We start from the raw sequence: 18,478 nt of genomic DNA on the forward strand, positions 1-18,478 counted from the left end.
AAGGCCTATGACCAGGCCAAACGCCAGAATGAAAAAACCGATGCGCCTACTCGCGCACGTTTTGCCCAGTTGCTATCCATGCCGCATCGCCCATTCGATGTGTCGCGTGCGCAATCAGCTTGCTCGACTCGCGAAGCCACAGCACCGAGCTCGCCACCGCGATGCAGCGCAGCCGGTCGCCCGCTCTCAAGGCCACGGTCGAAAACGCCTGCTGCAGAAGCCGATAGGGCACAGTCTCGGGTATCCGAACCGGCGCGGCGCTCATTTTTCTCGCCCGGCCATCGCCAGGGGACGGGTCTCCAGCGGAGGCGCGGGCGGCAGTCCGGTGACCTCGAGGATTTCCTCCTCGCCCAGCGTCTCGCGCGCGAGCAAGGCGTCGACCAGGGCATCGAGCTCCTTGCGATGCGCCTTCAGGAGACTCTTCGCCTGTTCGTGGCTCTCGTTGATGATTCTTTGCACCTCGGCGTCGATGATGCGGGCGGTCTCCTCGCCGAAGGGCTTGGCGCCGACATAGCCTCCGCCGGCGCCGCTCAGGTAGGGATTCTCGCGGGGCGCGAGCTGCACCATCCCGAGCTTGTCGCTCATGCCCCAGCGGGTGACCATGTTGCGGGCGAGCTGGGTGGCCTGCTCGATGTCGTTCTCGGCGCCGGTGGTCCGGGTGCCGTACACGATCTCCTCGGCCGCGCGGCCGCCCAGCATGCCGACGATCTTGGCGCGGAGATACGCTTCCGGATAGTTGTAACGGTCGGTCTGGGGCCGCTGATAGGTCACACCGAGCGCTTGTCCGCGCGGCACGATGGTGACCCGGTGCACCGGGTCGGCGCCGGGCATCACCAGGCCGAGAATGGCGTGTCCGCTCTCGTGATAGGCGATGCGCTCCCGGTCCTCGCGGGTCAGGAGGAGCGGACGCTCGGGGCCGAGCACGATTTTCTCCAGCGCGTCCAGAAAGTCCTTCTGGCGGACCGCGCTCTCTTCGCGCCGGGCCGCCAGCAGCGCCGCCTCGTTGACGAGGTTTTTGAGGTCCGCTCCCGAGAGTCCGGGCGTCGTGGCGGCCAGCTCGTCCAGGCGGACGTCGTCCGCGAGCGGAACCTCGCGGGTGTGAACCTTGAGGATCGCTTCGCGGCCGACCTTGTCCGGGAGGTTCACCACCACGCGCCGGTCGAAGCGTCCGGGCCGGAGCAGCGCCCGGTCGAGCACGTCGGGCTGGTTGGTCGCGGCCAGCACGATGACGCCTTCGCGGCCCGTGAAACCGTCCATCTCGGTGAGGATCTGCTGCAGTGTCTGCTCGTGTTCGCTGGCGGCCCCGATCGCCACCTGGCCGCGCGCGGCCTATCGCGTCGATCTCGTCGATGAAGATGATGGCCGGAGCGTGCTCGCGCGCCTGCTTGAACAGATCCCGCACGCGCGCCGCCCCCACGCCGACGATCATCTCCACGAACTCGGCCGCGCTCATCGAGAAGAACGGAACCTCGGCCTCCCCGGCGACCGCCTTCGCCAGCAAGGTCTTTCCGGTCCCCGGCGCGCCGACCAGCAGCACGCCCTTCGGCGCGGTTCCGCCCAGGCGGGTGTATTTCTCGGGAGACTTCAGGAAATCCACGATCTCGACCAGTTCGTTCTCCGCCTCGTCGATGCCGGCCACATCGTCGAAGGTGACCCTGGCGCTCGCCTCCTGGTCGTAGCGGCGGGCCTTGCTCCGGCCGATGTTCATGAGTCCGCCCATGCCGCCGCCCTGCTGCACGGCTCGCCGGTAAATCCAGACATAGAAAAGAATGATGAGGATCGCGGGGCCGAAGCCGAACAGAAGCGTGATCCAGGGACTGCCTTCCCGAATCGGCACCGCGCTGATCCCGACCTTGTTTTCGATCAGGAACGCCTCCAGTCCGGGGTCCACGAACGCGGGCAGTTCGGTGGTGAAGGTGTCCGCCGTTTTGGGCTCGGGTTCGGTCAGGCGCCGCTCGTCGGGCGCCGCGTCTTCTCTATCTTTCGGCGGCCAGGTGACGGGCGACGCAAACCGGCCCTCGACGCTCGCCCCCTGGCTGTAAATGGCCTCGACGTTGCCCCTCGCGACCTCTTCCTTGAAGGCGGTATAAGGGATGGTGACCGGCTCGCCGGGTTCCGGAAAGAGAGACCGCATCAGCAGGTAGTTGATGAGGAGGAGGATCAGGAACGTCAGCCAAATTCTGCGCGGTGCGCCTTGCGGCTGTTCCGGGCGGCGCTCCGCCGGCTGGAAGCGCGGGTCGGGTGCCGAGTCTCGGTTGCGCGGCGCCTTTGGTGTCGGCCAATTCATGGTGCCTCCGAGGACGTGTTCATCGTTGTGCCCCTAGGGACGCTGCCGCACCAATGGTTCGATCCCGTGCTACGGCGTGCGATCGTTCGGACGGACGGGTGGACAATGTGCTCGTCCCTGCGCTAGAGGCGGCGACGTAATCTGGAATCGCCCTCCGATTGCGGTCACTCATCGGAACTCGAAGTACTCATACCGAAGGTTCGTGTCCGGGATTCCGTTTTCGCGCATCCGTGCTCGAACGTGATCCAGCAGCCCCCTGGGTCCGCAAAAGTTGACGTCGACTCCCGCGGGACCCGCGCTGCGGGCGATTTCGTCGAAGCGCCTGATGAATTCAGGGGTCGACGGGCCGGTCGAAACTGGGATGAATTCCGCGCCGCGCTGCCGGGCGAGATCGTCCAGCACCTCGACGCTCGGGAATTCGCGCCCCGGCGTGAAGAAGTGAAACAGGGTGACCCTGTCGAAGTTTCCCGCGGATGGGTCCGTCAGCCAGGCGATGAAGGGCGAAATGCCGACGCCGCCGCCGATCCAGACTTCCCTTTGCGACTCCGTGGAACGCCTGAAGCGGCCGTACGGCGCATAGATGTCGGCGTACATCCCCACCGAAGCCTCGTTCACCAGTTTGCGGGTGTAGTCGCCCAGCGCCCGGATCACGAAATGCACATGCCCCTCCGGTTTGCTGCGGGCTGCGATGGTAAAGGGATGCGGCTCTCGCAGGCCCTCCGCCTTCATCCGGATGAAGCCGAACTGGCCCGGCTCGAACGAAATGCCCCGATCGACCGGCGCGAGTTCCAGGTGCAGCGCGTCGGCGCCCGGATTGGCGGCGACCACGCGGTACTCGGCGTGATTCGCCAGAAACGGATAGATCAGCAGCTTGTAGCCCGCGGCCACGACGCCCAGCGCCGATAGCGAGGCCAGCCAGATCCCGGCGGGGCTCTCGATCGCGAGGGGCGATCGGAAACTCAGCCAGTGCAGGATGACGATCAGGAACAATGGCCCGGATAACTTGTGCCACCGGCGCCAGACGCCATAGGGAATATTCCGGTTCAAGGCCAGCAGGACGATCAGCATCAGCCCGATGAAACTGAGCTGCCGTACCAGGCGCGTGTAGTATGGGGAAAGTGAAAGGATCGGGGCGCTGTCCCACGTCGGGAGACCGGCCCTGAACACGAAATGAAAGGACGCAAACCCCAGCGCCCAGATGCCCAGCCATTTGTGCGTCAGATAAACGCGATCGAGCCCGCCGAACAGCGATTCGACGATCGTCCAGCGGCTGCCCAATATGGCCGCGGCCCCCATCATTGCCACCGCCGCGACGCCGAGCGCCAGGCTGAGCGCGGCCGAGGTGAGCCAGGTATCGCGGGGGATTTCCGCGATCACCACGGCGCCGCTCGTTACGGTGAGGAAAAGGACGGCGTGCCAAGTCTTGATGTACATGACACTTACCTTCCGGCGCCGCCGAGATCGAAAACCCGCGTGCTGCCGCCGGGGAAGTCGTGTACTTCATCCTTGAATGCCAGGCGGATCGGCGCGATGCCGGGTTCGCGCCCGTGTACGGTAAGGGCGTCGCGGGTGAGATGCAAATCGAGCGTGTGCCCGCGATAGCGAATGCGCAGGTCGAGGCGCTCCAATTCCGCCGGCAATTGCGGATTGAGCCTGAGGACATCGCTCGTGACCTCGACGCCGGTCGTTACGCGCTGCATCAGATCGACCGTCCCCGCCATGGCGCCGAGGTGCACGCCTTCGGCCGTGGTGCCTTGCTGAATGTCGCTCAAGTCGCTCTGCAACGCCTCCGCGAAGTAGGTCATCGCGCGCGGCCGGTTCGATCGCGCCAAGACCCACGCGTGCACGACCCGCGACAATGTGGAGCCGTGCGACGAACGGCGGTCGTAATACGTGACGTTGCGCGGAATGGTTTCATACTCGAACGGATAGCCGAGATGCGTGAACAGATCGCTCAGCTCCTCGGCCGAAAACAGATAGAACAGCATCAGCACGTCGGCCTGCTTCGACAGCTTATAGCGGTTCGCCGTGTCGTTCTCCGCTTCGAGAATGAGATCCAGGCGCTGGATGTTGCCGTACCGCCTCCGGTAGTCCTCCCAATCCAGCTCGATGAGCTTTTCGTAGCCCTCGAACTGGCTGATGACCCCGTCCCCGTGAAACGGCACGAACATTCGCCGGCTGATGTCCTCCCAACGCGCGGTTTCTTCCGCGGACAAGGGAAGCTCGCGCATGAGCTCCAACCGCCGGAGATCGGGGAGCAGCCTGAGCACGTCCAGTGCCCGGCGCAGTACCCACACGGCCATGATGTTGGTATAGGCGTTGTTGTCGAGGCCGGGCGTCGGCGCATCGGGATAGCCTTCGTGGAACTCGTCCGGGCCCATCACCCCGCGGATCTCGTAGCGGCCCTTTTCTTCACCGAAGCTCGCGATGCTGGCCCAGAAGCGGGCGATCTCGAGCATCAGCTCGGCACCGGCGAACTGCAGAAACTCGATGTCACGGGTAACCTGAAAGTACTGCCAGACGTTGTAGGCAATGGCGCTGCCGACGTGGCGCTGCAGATAAGAGTTGTCGGGCACCCATCGCTGCGAGCGCGGATTCAGGTTGAGCTCCTGGGTTTCCTCCTGCCCATCGCTTCCGCTTTGCCATGGGAACATGGCGCCCTGGAATCCGGCGCTTTTCGCCGCGGCTCGCGCTTCGTCTAGGCGCCGATAGCGGTACATGAGCAGCGAGCGGGTGATCTCGGGCATTCGAAAATTGAGGAACGGGAAGATGAACAGCTCGTCCCAAAAAATGTGGCCCTGATACGCTTCGCCGGTCCAGCCGCGTGCCGGCACGCCGATATCGAGATCGATGGAGTTGGGGGACACGGCCTGCAGCAGATGAAACATGTTCAGCCGAAGCATCATCGGCGCGTTCAGCCCGAAATCGCGTCCGGCGGGTTCCATGTGGATGTCGAACCTTCGCCACAGGTGCATCCAGGCCAGGACGTGGTCCGACAGCACGGCCTCGAAGCGTCCGGCTCGCGCCATCGCCTTGCGCGCCGCCAGGGCGCACTGGGAGATGGCGCGATCGCGCGAGGTATGGAGCATGGCGAGTTTCTCCAGCACCAGCGTCTCCCCCGGCTTGAGCCGCATGCCGAACGCCTGCCCGATATACCCGGGTTCGCAAACCGTTCGGCGCGGCGTCTTGACAAGCTTGCCGCCTTTGAACGCCTGCGTTCGCGCCGCCTGCGCGACATGCAGCTTCGACTGAGATGTACGCACTTCGAGACACATCCCGTCCTCGCCGACGATTTCACCCGTCAGCGGCTCCAGGTGCTGATTGTTGAATTTCCGATAAAGCTTCGCGCCCGCGTTGACAACACGCCCGTCGATGGCCGTGCGGACCGTGATGCGGGCAGACCAGTTCTCGGCGGTCAGGGTGAGCTCGATCGCACCCAGATGCATGTCGACCATCGACACCAGGCGCCGCTCCGTAAGCGTGCTCCGCCGCCCTTTGCCGTCCTCGAAGCGTATGGCCCTCGACAGCAGGCCGCTGCGGAGGTCCAGTTCTTGACGATGTGACAGGATTCTGACCTTTCGCTCATCGAACCAATCCTCGTCGGCGATGCGAAACTCGAGCGCGAGCCAATTGGGGAAGTTGACGAGGTCCTCGTTTTCGACCACCCGTCCGGCGATATCGGTCCGCAGCCGGTTGTAGCCGCCTGCCAGGTAGGTGCCGGGATAACGGATATCGTCCGCCCGCGCCCAGGGCGCTGCTCCGCGCGTCTCGAAATAGCCGTTTCCGAGGGCGCACAAGGATTCCCGGATGCCCTCGCGTGCCGGGTCGAAGTCCTCGTACGCCAACACCCAGGCAGAGGGCGGTTCGAGCGACACGCGGATGTTCGCCAAGCCGGTCACGACGGCATCGGCGCCGGCCTCCCGCAAGGCCTGCGACCGACCGCTGCGGTCGATGCCGATAACCAGGCCGAACCGGCCCATGTGTCCCGCCTCGACCTCGCCGACCGTATCCGCCACGACGACCGTTCGCAGCGGTTCCACTCCGAGCCGCCGCGCCGCCTCCAGAAGCGCATCGAGCGGCGGCTTGCCCTCGAGCTCCGGACGGATGATCTCCGACCGGTCCACATAAATATCGAACAGCGGCGCGATACCGGCGGCTTCCTGCATCGCTGCAAAGTCGTTGCCGGCAGCTACCACGGCCGTTCGAATCGCCTGCGCCCGGAGCGACCGCACCAGATCGATCGCGGCTTGATCGACTTCGATGGCCCCATGCTGCTCCGAATATTGCGCAAAATATCCGCCGTCGAGGTCGAACAAGACGGCATCGTAATCGCGCGGCAAGAGAGCGACGATGGGGCCGGCAGTGCTCATCTCGGCACTCGAATGCCGATCTCAGTGTTCCGCAGGCTCGTCGGCCTTCGTTCGGTGCACGGTGCCGTCGGGATGCTCGGGCGGGCTGTAGAGCGTGTACAGCCTGAGCGGCTGGTCGGATGAAGTGTTGATCACATTGTGTTCGACGCCCGCCGGAATTACCACCGCCACGCCATCGCTCAACGGGTGCTCTTCGCCGTTTAGCACGGCCACGCCGGTTCCGGCTTCGATGCGGATGAACTGATCGTGCTCCTCATGGGTTTCGACTCCGATTTCCTCGCGCGGCTGGAGCGTCATCAGCACCAGCTGGGTATTCCGGCCGGTATAGAGCACGCGGCGATAGTCCTGGTTTGCCAGCGTATCGCGTTCGATGTCTGTTGTGTATCCGATCATAAGTCACCTCCAAAAACGATTGCGGCAAGACGAAAATTCAATGAGCGGTCAGTCCGCCGGCTTCGAAGCGCCTCTCGCGCCTATCGTCCCGGTACGATTTTCCAAAGCTCACCGTTGGTCTCGTCGGTGACGACGTACAATCCACGGCTGCTCGAGTCCCGTTGCGAGCACGACGACGTCGAAGGCGACATCGGATTGGACGGCGCACGCGCGGGTCTGACCGGGAAACGCCGGGCGCTGGTCCGGCGCGTTCGGCGCGCGTGTCTCGAACGGCGGACACGCGCCTGTCCCGCCGGACGTCTGCGCCCCGCCGCTGCCCGCACAGACCATCAGGACGAATATTGAGATACAGGCTACGCGGCAAGTCTGTATGGGGCGGCCCTCCTTGGCGGATGATTCCATTCTTGAGACCAGCGAGACAATAAGAAGTGCGCCGCTCGCAGGCGAAGGCCGGGCGACCGGTCCCCAGGAGGGGGCCACAAAAAACAGACGGGGCATTCCGGAGGATTATCGAGCCGCGTAAACCGGACTCCGCTTATTCGGTCTTTCGTATCCCTCTTGTTGGACGGGCCGAGGGAAAGGCTTGGGGGAAAACGAAAACAAACGCGGTCCGGTATCTTTTTGACCCATCCGAAGATGACTCTCGCCCCCATGCCCCGTCCCACGACCCAAATGGCGTTTTCGTGCCGTTTACTCGTGGCAGGACTAGGCCTTATTCGGCGATCCTTCCCAGGCTTCGGATTCCTTTGCGGTCAGTGCGATCGCGATACAGCTCCAACCGTTCATGATCAGTTCGATTGCGACGAAAAGGCCGATGACCCAAAGTCCTGAAACCGGCCATTTCGCCACGATCATGACGCCCAGCAGTATTTCGAGGATGGCGCTTGCAAGCGGCCAAACCCAGCTTTTGAGCCCGCGGAGTTGAAGGGCCATAACCATCCGCGCGATACCGATGCCGATCAGCGCTCCGCCAAGGACCAAGGTAAGAAGGGTTGATGCGGCCACAGGGTTGTTAATGATGGTTATACCCGCAAGCAAATAGAGGATGCCGATGAGTACGGACAGAATGATGCTTTTCCATCCCGTGGCCTTGACGGCATGAAATATCTGGAAGCCTCCGCCAATGAGCAACAGGACTCCGAAATAAACCATGCTGGCCACGGTCAAGAAAAACGTCATGCCCAGCCCGATCGTACCGAGAATGATCAATACGATTCCCAGGGCCAGGAGCCAACCCCAATTCTGTCTGAGTTCGCCGAAGAAAACGTCCGGGCCGCCCGCGCCGGTCAATCGTTCCGTATATGACATGACGAAGTCCTCCTTGTCAGATGCAGACAAGGTTTGACCGCAGCGTCGGGCGCTTCGTTCGCTTTCTCGGCAGGCATGTCAGGATCGGGCGATTACTTCAGTTCTTCGATCGCCAGCCGGTGGTAACGGTGCGCGAAATCGAACGGTACGCGGCGAACGACGTTCATCGCGCGTGCCGCGTCGGTGTCGCCGGGTGCATAGATCAGCAAAAATGCGGAGCCTTGCCTGGCCGCATCCAGATGGGCTTGCACCGCATCGTCGCTCCAGCCCAATCGCGCGAGAAAGCCCGTGTTTTCCGCAAGATTACGCTGCGCGGCGGCAGCCACTTCTTCGCACGTATAAAGCTGGCAATCCGCCTGCTCATAACCGCCGGTTAGGAGATCTTGCTGTACCCGCTGTGCGTCCTCCCGTTTCGGGAACGCGACGACCAGGTAGCCGACAGGATAAAAAATGCCGAAGTCCGTGGTCTTAGGGGGCGTGCGCGGTTCTTGATTGCTCATGATTCATGCTCCTTTGACGTGACATCGTTAGTCCTTTAGACAGCTGGATTAGGCAATTTGACTGCGAATACTAAAGCCGCGTTTGTTCCCGCCGTTGGCGCCGCCAGGGTGGGTTAGGGCTTCGCGGCCTAACTCACCTACAAAATCAATCCCTCATTGACAGCGATCCGGAATATCAAGGTCCGCGGTTCTTTCTGGATCTCATCCGGAACCTTGCGTACCACGCGTCGGATTCCGCTCCTCGATGAAACGTTTCGTTACCCGATCGCGGGACATGTTTCTCCGATATCCCACGAGGCGTACCCGAAACGCCCACAACCAAGGCATGGATGTGAAAAGGGAGCACCGACGATAGCCAGTCCGTCACCGAATCGTTACGAAATCCTAATAGACCTGTAATGCGCCGCCGATTAAATGGCCGCGCTTCTGAACAAATGTCGGGCCTCGACCACCTGGTAACCGTCGAGTTCGCCGATTGGAAAGGGGCCGCTTGCGGCCCTTTTATTTTCTTTCCAACCCGGAGCTCATTGTGAACATGACACCAGTCAAATCCCTGCTTTTCGCCGCCGCTTGCGCCGTCGCACTCGGCCAAACCGCCAGTGCCGCACCGGAGCACAATAACGCCCACGGTTACGGCAAGTTCGAGTTCGCCCTGATCGGCGACGTGCCGTATGCCCCGGCCGATTTTTGGAAGCTCGATAACGTGATCGCGGAAATCAATGCGAACCATAAATTGAAATGGGTTCTGCATGCCGGCGACATCAAGAACGGTTCCACCCTGTGCTCGGACGAAGTGTTCGAGGATCGGCTGCAACGCTTCCGGCGTTTCGAGATTCCCTTCGTTTTGACCCCCGGTGACAATGAATGGACGGATTGCCATCGCGCCAACAATGGCTCCTATCAGCCTTTGGAACGGCTGGCCAAGCTGCGAGAAATGTTCTATCCGGTGCCCGGTCAGACGCTGGGCGAGAAAACCATGACGGTGGAAACCCAGGCCGCCGATCCGAGCTATCCGGAATTCGTCGAGAACACGCGCTGGATGGAACAGCACGTCATGTTCGCGACAGTGCACATCGTCGGCAGCAATAACGGCCTGGCGCCGTTCGCCGCCCGCACCCCGGCCGACGACGAGGAAGTCGCTCGCCGCATCGAGGCGGCCCGCGCCTGGATCAGCGAGACCTTCGCGAAAGCCGAGGCGGAAGACGCACGCGGCGTGCTGCTTCTGTTTCAAGCCAATCCCGGTTTCGAGCTGGCCAAGGGCAGCGCGGGGCGGCGCGGTTTCGAGGAAATTCTCGCCGACATGGAAGCGGAAGCGATCAAGTTCAAGAAGCCGGTCGTTTTCGCTCACGGCGACTCGCATTATTACCGTGTGGACAAGCCCATGATGGGCAGTAACAGCAAGCGGCGCATCGAGAACGCGACGCGCGTGGAAACCTTCGGTGCCGACGACGTGCACTGGCTGCGGGTCGTCGTCGATCCGAATTCGGCGGACGTCTTCTCGGTTCATCAGGAAATCGTCGAAAAGAACCTGGAACAGCATCCGTTGCCCTAGAGCATTTTCCGATTCGGTGCCAGAGAGCCCGATATGTAGGTCGGCAATCCCTTGCCGAACCGATAAGTCGGCAAAGGATTGCCGACCTACGTTCTTCCCGCCCGACACGAAGCCGTACACCGGGATGAAAAACGTTCTAATCGGCCGACGAAACACCCTGCGAGAAGTTCCGGGGTACGTTTTAGCCGGTGAAAGGACCGCTTTCGCGGTCCTTTCTTTTGCTCGCTTGCACGGGCGAAATTGCAGACATTCCGGCAGTATCCCAAGAGCTCAACTCTTTCCCGCATTCGTAGGTCGGCAATCCTTTGCCGACGCACCCGTTGGCCCAACTGTGCCGTCGGGAAGGGCGACTTCGGCGTTTGTGATTGGAAGGGTCGCGACTAAAGCGACCGTTTGCGATTGGAAGGGGCGTCCTGGCGCTCCCAGGACGGCCGTTTGCGATTGGGAAGGATTCCCGACCTACTCGCGAGTTCCCCTACAGTCGTCGGGGTCGCCAAACTGTAACCAGATCTACTCACACCCGTCATTTTTGAATTCGAGAATTAGCCACACGGATGCCCCGCAACGAAATCCGCACCATCGATTCCGATGGGGATGGACGGTCGTGGCGGGAGAACGCTTGGAACACGCTTCTCGACTAATGGCAACGCAAAATAACGGAGATCACATGACAACTCGTGACGACCATATCGACTTGATCCGCGACCTCGCGGCCGCCGATGCCAGGAAAGAACTCGACCCCAACTGGACGCTCAGCCGCCGCGGTTTCATCAAGAGCGGTATCGCCGCTGCCGCCGCTGTCGCCATGCCTTACAGCGTTCTCGGTTCGGGGCAGGCCCGCGCCGAAAACATTCCCTTCAGTCCCGATTACGGCCCGCTCTCGCCGGTATTTGACGAAGCTACCGGCTTGCCGCTGCTGAATCTGCCGGAAGGCTTCAAGTATTGGTCGTACGGCTGGACCGGCGACATCATGGATGACGGCATTCCCACCCCGAGCAATCACGACGGCATGGCCGTGGTTGCCGCCAATCACGGCCGCTACGTGCTGGTACGCAACCACGAGAAAGGCGGTGTGACCGGCTCCTTCGCGGCTCCCGAACTGACTTACGACCCTGCTTGCGACGGCGGCACGACCAATCTCATCTTCGCCCCGAATTCGCGTGGTAACAAATGGGCGTCGAGTCGGGCCTCGATTTCCGGCACCATCCGCAACTGCGCCGGCGGCCCCACGCCCTGGAATTCGTGGATCAGCTGCGAGGAAACCACCAACGGCCTGCACACCAACCCCGCCTACACCAAGCAGCACGGTTACTGCTTCGACGTTCCCGCCGTGGGCGAAGCCAAACCCATCGCGCTGGTCGACATGGGCTGCTTCAGCCACGAAGCCGTTGCGGTCGATCCGGCCACCGGCATCATCTACGAGACCGAGGACAGCACGCCGTCCGGTTTCTACCGCTTCATTCCCAACGTGCCGGGCAAGCCGGCCATGGGTGGCAAGCTGCAGATGATGAAACTCGTTGTTGCTCCCAATGCCACCCGCACCATCAATGGCGTTTCTTACCCCTACTATGACACCGGCGTCGCCCAGCCTGCGGGTGCAACATGGGATGTCGAGTGGGTGGATATCGAGGAGCCGAACAAGCCCTTCATCACCGGCACCACGTACGGCGGCGTGGTTTCCCAGGGCATCATGCAGGGCGCCGCGAGCCTGCGCCGCGGCGAAGGCGTGTGGTACGGCAACGGCATCATCTACGTCTGCTCGACCAGCGGCGGTGTCGCGGGCCGCGGCCAGATCTTCGCCCACGACCCGGTCAACGAAACCTTCAGCCTGGTTTACGAATCGGCCGATCGCAACGTGTTGGACAACCCGGACAACATTGCCTGGAGTCCGCGCGGCAGCCTGATCCTCTGCGAAGACGGCAGCAACGCCGTCTCGCGCATGCACGGCCTGACCATCGACGGAAAGATCTTCCCGTTCTGCGAAAACAACATGGATTTCAGAGCCGAGGGCATGGGCTCGATTTCGCGTAACGGTGTCACCTACGACAGAAACCAGCGCGGTGCGGAGTTCGCGGGCGCGACCTTCCAGGACGAGTGGCTGTTTGTCAATATCCAGGCCAATCCGGGCATTACCTTTGCCATCACCGGGCCGTGGAGCAACGGCGCGCTGTAAAACAGCGCGGCGACGATTTGTGGATTGCCCTCACAGGGCGATGTCAAGCAGGGAAGACGGCGAGGGATACGCCGGCTCCAACGGTTGGAGCTACGTCATTTCCCCGGGCGTTCGCGAAGAACGTCTTGGGGACGACAGGGACCGATCACGTCAATGTGCTTCTGACACGGGCGGCACAACCCTGAACGGCGTTTGGTCATTCTCTCGTAACGCGCGCCTGCTAGCGTGCGCGGACTTCGTTCGAGATTTATTAACCCGACCTATAAATATAGGTCGGGTTAATCCGGGGCGGGGATGCCCCGGCGCGGCGACAAGCCGCGTGAGCCCAGGCCGGGCGTGTACCGGGCCTGGGCGGCGGCCCGAAATACCAGGAGGGTATTTACGGGCCTGATTAATAATTTTTTTGAGGTACACATGGGCATAGGCGTTTGGGAATTGTTGCTGGTTTTTATGATCGTCCTTCTGATTTTCGGCACCAAGAAGCTGCGGACCATAGGCGGCGATCTCGGCGGGGCGATTCGGAGTTTCAGAAAATCCATGAACGAAGCCGAGGACGACAAGTCTCCCGTTGGCGAACGCGATGCGGAATTCGGGACTTCGCCGTCCGACGTCGCAAGCCCGAAGGCCTAATCTCTCTTCTACTGCCCGTCGTTATGTTCGAGATCGGCTTTTGGGAAATGGTGCTCGTGGGCGCTGTCAGCCTGCTGGTCCTGGGGCCCGAGCGGTTGCCACGCGTGGCCCGCAAGACGGCACTGTGGGTTCGGAAGGCAAAGTCCGCCATAGGGTCGGTCAAGGCGGATATCGATCGCGAACTGGAACTCGAAGAGATCAGGCAGTCATTGAACGTGAAAGCCGGCAGGCGTATCTCTCTCTTGGAAGAGACGCCGTCATCCCGCGCGAAGCGGACGGGCTCCGAGCCGGAAACGGACGCCTCCACAACCGGTAACGGTGGTAGAAATGCGCAACCGGAAGCCTGACATGGAGTCCGAGAGTCTTGGCGAAATGGGCTGGATGAGCCATCTGGTCGAGCTGAGGAATCGATTGCTCAGATCCGTCCTCGCCGTGCTGCTGCTTTTCCTTGGATTGGTTTATTTCTCCAACCCCATCTATTCCTGTCTGGCCGAACCGCTGATGCGGCATTTGCCGGCGGGCTCGCAGATGATCGCCATCGAGGTGGCCTCGCCGTTTCTGACGCCTTTCAAGCTGACCTTGGCGGTGGCGGTGTTCCTCGCCGTGCCGTTCATCCTCTACGAAGCCTGGGCCTTCGTCGCGCCCGGCCTTTATCGTCATGAAAGACGCGTGTTCATCCCGCTCTTGCTGGCCAGTACGATCTTGTTCTACGTCGGTATCGCATTCGCCTATTTCGCGGTCTTTCCGGTGATATTCGGCTTCATGGCCGCTGCCGCCCCGCAGGGAGTCGCCGTCATGACCGATATTTCCCATTATCTGGATTTCGTGCTGTCTCTCTTGCTGGCCTTCGGCGCCGTGTTCGAGGTTCCGATATTGACCTTGCTCCTGGTCAAGAGCGGTGCAGTCGATTACCGCGACCTGAAAGAAAAACGCCCGTACGCCATCGTAGCGGCGTTCGTCGTCGGCGCTGTTCTGACGCCGCCCGACGTCATCTCGCAAACTCTCATGGCCGTGCCGATTTGGCTGTTGTTCGAGGTCGGCGTGGTCCTCGCGTACTTTTCCACCGCGAAATCCTCGCAAGACGCGGAAACGCCGGCCACTCAGGATATCGGCTAGAGCATTTTCATATCTACTGTACGGGCACTCGCGCGTAGGTCGGGAATCCCTTCCCAATCGCAAACGATCGGTTCGGGAGCACCGAACCGATCCTTCCAGGAGCGCCGAAGCCGCCCTTCCCGACGGTGCAGTTGAGCCAACGGGTGCGTCGGCAAAGGATTGCCGACCTACGAATGCTCCACGGCGATTCCTCAGAAGTTTGCCATTTTGCGACTCAAGGTGTCGTAGGTCGGCAATCCTTTGCCGACGCCGGGCCGGGAAGGGATTCCCGATCTACGACGCCTTGGCCGAACGATCATGTGCATATCCCAACATAACGATCGCCGATCCTGTCACTCGCTCGGCCTTCCCCCTGACCGCACCTCGGAAATCCCGCGTCCGACATCCACATGTCATCAAACATTCATTAGCCGGTCATGATGGTCGGCTAAGTTACGCCCGACCCGCAGTGAATGTGCCGGCAACCGCATCGGAATATCCGCGGCTTATTCCTGCGTGGTGACCAATTCCAACAAGAACTCTGGAGTATTCGATGAAAGGTGAGCGACATCCGAAAAACGACGTGACCATGAATCCGTCGGGCAACGAATCCATTCGCGACGTGATCGAGCGTACCGACTTGGGGCGTCGGCATTTCATGCAAACGACGATCAGCGCGTCTGTTCTGGCTGCCATCGGCGGCGTCAACATGAAGAGCATCATTGGCGCTGTGGAAGCCGCGCCGCTGCCCGCCGGCAACGGCTTCGCCGGGATCGGTTTCGAGAGCGTACCGCCCAGCCTGGCGCCGGTCGCCGATAAAGTAACGGTCCCGGCAGGATATACGGTGGAAGTACTGGCGTCCTGGGGAGATCCAATCATGAAGCGCGCGCCGGCTTGGGACGAAGACGCCAGCCAGGATGCCGCCGCTCAGGAAAAGCAGTTCGGCATGCATAACGACGGCATGCACTACTTTCCAATTTCCTCGCACGGCATCGGTCATGGAAGGAATCCGGTGCGCGGCTTGTTGTGCGTCAATCACGAATACACTCACGAAGAAATTCTGCACGGCGCGGAAGGTTTGGCCGGCGGCGCCGGCGTCACCATCGCGAAGGTACGCAAATCCCAGGCCGGCCATGGCATATCGGTGGTCGAAGTGCGCAAGAACCGCGGAAAATGGCAGGTCATCGGTACCTCACCCTTCGGCCGCCGCATCACCGGCAACACCCGGATGAAAATATCCGGCCCGGCGGCCGGGCATGCCTTGATGCAGTCGAAGAAGTTCGACATCCAGCCGACGGGCTCGGTCGAGGTCGGCATCAACGACGGCTACCATTGCCACGGAACGCTCAACAACTGCGCGAACGGTTACACCCCCTGGGGCACCTATTTGACCTGCGAAGAAAACTGGAACGGCTACTTCGGGTGGAACAGCGGCGAAAGCGTCGATGTGGCCGATCCGAACCGCGCAGCAATTCTCAACGATCAAGCCCGTTACGGCATCGTGGCCGGGGGTTTCGGCTATCGCTGGCATGAAGCCGACCCGCGGTTCAATGCAGCCACCAACCCGCTGGAGCCCTATTTGTTCGGCTGGGTGGTGGAAATCGATCCTTTCGATCCCGAGAGCAAGCCGGTCAAGCGCACCGCCATGGGCCGATTCAAGCACGAGAGCGCTCAGGTAGCCGTGGATGGCAACAGCCGGGTCGCCTTTTACATGGGCGACGACGAACGCAACGAATACATCTACAAATTCGTTGCCGCCAAACGGTTCAATCGCCACAAACGCGCCGACAATCGCAACCTGCTGGACAAAGGCACGCTCTACGTCGCCAGGTTCACCGACATGCCTGGCGCCGGAGCGGAAACCTATCGCGGCGAATGGATCGCGCTGGAGCCGGATACGACGTCCGTGATTCCCAATGGCGCGGGCGGATACTACAAGCTGCGCGAGTTGCCGCAGTTTGCCGGCGCGGACGACGCGGAAGTGCAGGCCCTGATCCTGATCAAGACCCGTCAGGCCGCCGATGCGGTCGGCGCCACCATGATGGACCGCCCGGAATGGACCGCGCTGCGCACTTATTACGATCCCGAGTTTTCGTTCAAAGGTTACTCGGTCTACAACGACCAGCGTCCGCTGGAAATCTATTGCACCTTGACCAACAACAACCGCCGCGGCGGTGGCGGCAGTACGCCGGCGACCTCGTCCAACAAGGCCGACGGCACGACGACGGCCGCCAGCGCACGTCCGCCGGTGGATATGGCCAACCCGCGCCCGGACAACGACTACGGTCACATCATCCGCTGGCGCGAGGACGGCAATGTCGTCACCGCGACCGGCTTCGAGTGGGACATCTTCATGCTCTGCGGCGATTCGATCACCGCCAAGACTCTGGGGGCGAATTATCAGTCCGGCAATCTGGTGAACGGCGCCGCCGGCACCGGTCCGTACTATGAGGGCGACATTGTCGACGCACCGGCGGGCTCCGCCGATTTCGGAGCGCCGGACGGCTTGTGGTTCGACCAGTTCGGACGGCTGTGGATACAGACCGACCAGGCCGGCGATGCGAGCGGCGATTGGGTCAACATCGGTGCCAACATCATGGCCTGCGCGGACCCCAACACCAAGGAAGTGCGCCGTTTCCTGACCGGCCCCCGAAATTGCGAAGTCACCGGCGTCACCAGCACGCCCGACGGCAAGACCCTATTCGTCGGCGTCCAGCATCCCGGCGAGGATTCGCCCGCGTCTAACCCGACGCAGTACAGCAACTGGCCGCAAAGCCAGTTCACCGTCAACAGCGCCGGCCAGCCCTTGCCCAACACGCCGGGCCTGAGCCGTCCGCGTTCCTCCGTCCTGGTCATCACCAAGGACGATGGCGGTATCATCGGTTCGTAGGATCCGTGCGTTCAGCGGCGGGGCGGGCATGCCCCGCCGCGACACATAGTCATGCCGGATTCTTATTGCATTCGGCATTCGAATGAACATGAATCGTAGGGTGGGTTAGCGAAGCGTAACCCACCGACCCTTCGACTTGGCTCAGGACAGGTCCGAGGTCGCTCAGTGGGTTACGGCCTCGCCGCCTAACCCACTCTTACAAAAATTGATTCCTGATTGAAAGCGATTTGGAATTAGTAACGGCTGAAAACAAGGTTTCGTTCATGTTTCCGGTGCAGCGTGGGTTAGATGCGCGGAGAGTCACGCAGCCGCAGTATTCTTCCGCACCAGCAGTTTGCGGAAATTGGTCAGCGAGGCCAGATGCAGGAAAACCCAGCCGAGTTCGCCCGCCGTGTGAAGCTCGTGCAGTTTCTCGATCGTCAACCGATTCAATGCCGTTTCATCGACGATCCAAAAGCCCGACAGCCCGAAGCTCTGCCCGGCCGACGTGGTGGCCGCCGCCTGCGTCTCGATCAGCAGATTCCAGTCGGCAAGTTTTTGACCGAACCGCGCGGTTCGCTTGGCCTGTTGATGGTAGTCCTGGAGGAAATCCATGGTTTCTCGCAGATAAGCAGAAGGCTTTCCGCCGACGAATAGCGGTTCCCCTTCCGCTTCAACACTCAACCACCCGCAGGTTTCGTCCACGCAGACCACGTGCTGCGGTTCGGGATCGACGTCGCTTTCCGCCAGAATGAAAGGGTATCGGCGAACGAAGGCCGGCACGTAATCCGCCGTCCAGTGTCCGTGTCCGTCGATGAAAAGATTTTCCTCCCGTTCGAATCCAAGCACGGCCACTGGAACCCAACCGTCATTGCCCGCCTTGGCGAAACCGATCGGGTAGTCCTTGCAGGCTTCGGCGAATTCCGCCGCGAGGAGCGGAACCCAATGGCTCTTTGCCGCGAAACGATGGTCGTTGGCGGCGCCGATTCTTAACGACTGATGCCTTTCGGCATTCAAAGCGACGATGTTTCGATAAAAGAGCAGTCCGGTCGGTTCTGAGCGTGATTTGCTTGTTTCCGCAGTCATTTCGGGTTTTGAAAAAACAATCGTTGCCGAGTATGTAAAAGTCTATCGGGCGTCGCCGATCGCAAGGCTTTTCCTGAATGCGCCCCTTGCCGTCAACCGTGTCAGGCCGCAGCTTAAAAAACCACAAGGCGGTCGGCCGTAGAGCGGCGCCGGACGATGTTTCGTTGACACCGACATCCGCGCCCTTGAGTCCGTTGATGGACCCGTGTCGGAGA

16 protein-coding genes are annotated in these 18,478 nt (G+C 61.5%); 8 read left to right on the forward strand and 8 right to left on the reverse strand.

Annotated features, from left to right (window positions below):
• Positions 1-46 precede the first annotated feature (46 nt).
• Positions 47-232, reverse strand: coding sequence for a hypothetical protein (locus tag B2A78_RS11000; protein ID WP_139841185.1), 186 nt, complete (start codon positions 230-232; stop codon positions 47-49).
• A gap of 29 nt (positions 233-261) precedes the next feature.
• A complete protein-coding gene (locus tag B2A78_RS26325; protein ID WP_205780749.1) occupies positions 262-1,314 on the reverse strand; it encodes an AAA family ATPase in 1,053 nt (350 codons plus the stop codon).
• A 55-nt stretch (positions 1,315-1,369) separates the two neighbouring features.
• On the opposite strand from B2A78_RS26325, the gene B2A78_RS26610 reads away from it, so the two are divergent.
• Positions 1,370-2,413 carry a hypothetical protein gene (locus B2A78_RS26610; protein WP_240502484.1) on the forward strand — a complete coding sequence of 348 codons (1,044 nt, stop codon included), beginning with the start codon at positions 1,370-1,372 and terminating at the stop codon, positions 2,411-2,413.
• Positions 2,414-2,455: 42 nt separating this feature from the next.
• Here B2A78_RS26610 and B2A78_RS11010 read toward each other — a convergent pair whose 3' ends face one another.
• Genes B2A78_RS11010 through B2A78_RS11020 form a run of 3 tightly spaced genes read right to left on the reverse strand, consistent with a single transcriptional unit; the run spans position 2,456 to position 7,050 of the window.
• Positions 2,456-3,721 (reverse strand): ferredoxin reductase family protein, encoded by a 1,266-nt coding sequence (locus tag B2A78_RS11010; RefSeq protein ID WP_205780750.1) that lies wholly within the window; start codon positions 3,719-3,721, stop codon positions 2,456-2,458.
• 5 nt (positions 3,722-3,726) lie between these two features.
• Positions 3,727-6,657 (reverse strand): glycosyl hydrolase family 65 protein, encoded by a 2,931-nt coding sequence (locus tag B2A78_RS11015; RefSeq protein WP_077730041.1) that lies wholly within the window; start codon positions 6,655-6,657, stop codon positions 3,727-3,729.
• 21 nt (positions 6,658-6,678) lie between these two features.
• On the reverse strand, positions 6,679-7,050 hold the full coding sequence (locus tag B2A78_RS11020; protein WP_077730042.1) for a cupin domain-containing protein: 372 nt from the start codon (positions 7,048-7,050) through the stop codon (positions 6,679-6,681).
• 126 nt (positions 7,051-7,176) lie between these two features.
• Between B2A78_RS11020 and B2A78_RS11025 the strand changes: the two genes are divergently transcribed.
• Positions 7,177-7,395 (forward strand): hypothetical protein, encoded by a 219-nt coding sequence (locus tag B2A78_RS11025; protein WP_143735145.1) that lies wholly within the window; start codon positions 7,177-7,179, stop codon positions 7,393-7,395.
• 360 nt (positions 7,396-7,755) lie between these two features.
• Here B2A78_RS11025 and B2A78_RS11030 read toward each other — a convergent pair whose 3' ends face one another.
• Both B2A78_RS11030 and B2A78_RS11035 read right to left on the reverse strand, forming a co-directional pair.
• Positions 7,756-8,358 carry an HdeD family acid-resistance protein gene (locus B2A78_RS11030; protein WP_077730044.1) on the reverse strand — a complete coding sequence of 201 codons (603 nt, stop codon included), beginning with the start codon at positions 8,356-8,358 and terminating at the stop codon, positions 7,756-7,758.
• Positions 8,359-8,450: 92 nt separating this feature from the next.
• Positions 8,451-8,858, reverse strand: coding sequence for a hypothetical protein (locus B2A78_RS11035; RefSeq protein ID WP_077730045.1), 408 nt, complete (start codon positions 8,856-8,858; stop codon positions 8,451-8,453).
• Positions 8,859-9,393: 535 nt separating this feature from the next.
• Here B2A78_RS11035 and B2A78_RS11040 point away from each other — a divergent pair.
• The 6 genes from B2A78_RS11040 (at position 9,394) to B2A78_RS11065 (ending at position 17,198) form a co-directional block, all read left to right on the forward strand.
• Complete coding sequence (locus B2A78_RS11040) at positions 9,394-10,410, forward strand: metallophosphoesterase (protein ID WP_240502488.1); 1,017 nt, start codon at positions 9,394-9,396, stop codon at positions 10,408-10,410.
• 667 nt (positions 10,411-11,077) lie between these two features.
• A complete protein-coding gene (locus B2A78_RS11045) occupies positions 11,078-12,583 on the forward strand; it encodes an alkaline phosphatase PhoX (RefSeq protein ID WP_077730079.1) in 1,506 nt (501 codons plus the stop codon).
• 414 nt (positions 12,584-12,997) lie between these two features.
• The gene (tatA, locus tag B2A78_RS11050) at positions 12,998-13,213 is read left to right on the forward strand and encodes a twin-arginine translocase TatA/TatE family subunit (RefSeq protein ID WP_077730047.1); all 216 of its coding nucleotides are present in this window, start codon (positions 12,998-13,000) and stop codon (positions 13,211-13,213) included.
• A 23-nt stretch (positions 13,214-13,236) separates the two neighbouring features.
• Positions 13,237-13,560, forward strand: a complete 324-nt coding sequence (gene tatB, locus B2A78_RS11055; protein ID WP_077730048.1) for a Sec-independent protein translocase protein TatB — start codon at positions 13,237-13,239, stop codon at positions 13,558-13,560.
• Position 13,561: 1 nt separating this feature from the next.
• A complete protein-coding gene (tatC, locus tag B2A78_RS11060; protein ID WP_077730049.1) occupies positions 13,562-14,329 on the forward strand; it encodes a twin-arginine translocase subunit TatC in 768 nt (255 codons plus the stop codon).
• Positions 14,330-14,861: 532 nt separating this feature from the next.
• Complete coding sequence (locus B2A78_RS11065; RefSeq protein WP_077730050.1) at positions 14,862-17,198, forward strand: PhoX family phosphatase; 2,337 nt, start codon at positions 14,862-14,864, stop codon at positions 17,196-17,198.
• A gap of 300 nt (positions 17,199-17,498) precedes the next feature.
• Here B2A78_RS11065 and B2A78_RS11070 read toward each other — a convergent pair whose 3' ends face one another.
• Complete coding sequence (locus B2A78_RS11070) at positions 17,499-18,263, reverse strand: SapC family protein (RefSeq protein ID WP_077730051.1); 765 nt, start codon at positions 18,261-18,263, stop codon at positions 17,499-17,501.
• Positions 18,264-18,478 lie beyond the last annotated feature (215 nt).

Origin of the sequence: Methylocaldum sp. 14B (assembly GCF_002005105.1) — a bacterium.
Lineage (GTDB): Bacteria > Pseudomonadota > Gammaproteobacteria > Methylococcales > Methylococcaceae > Methylocaldum.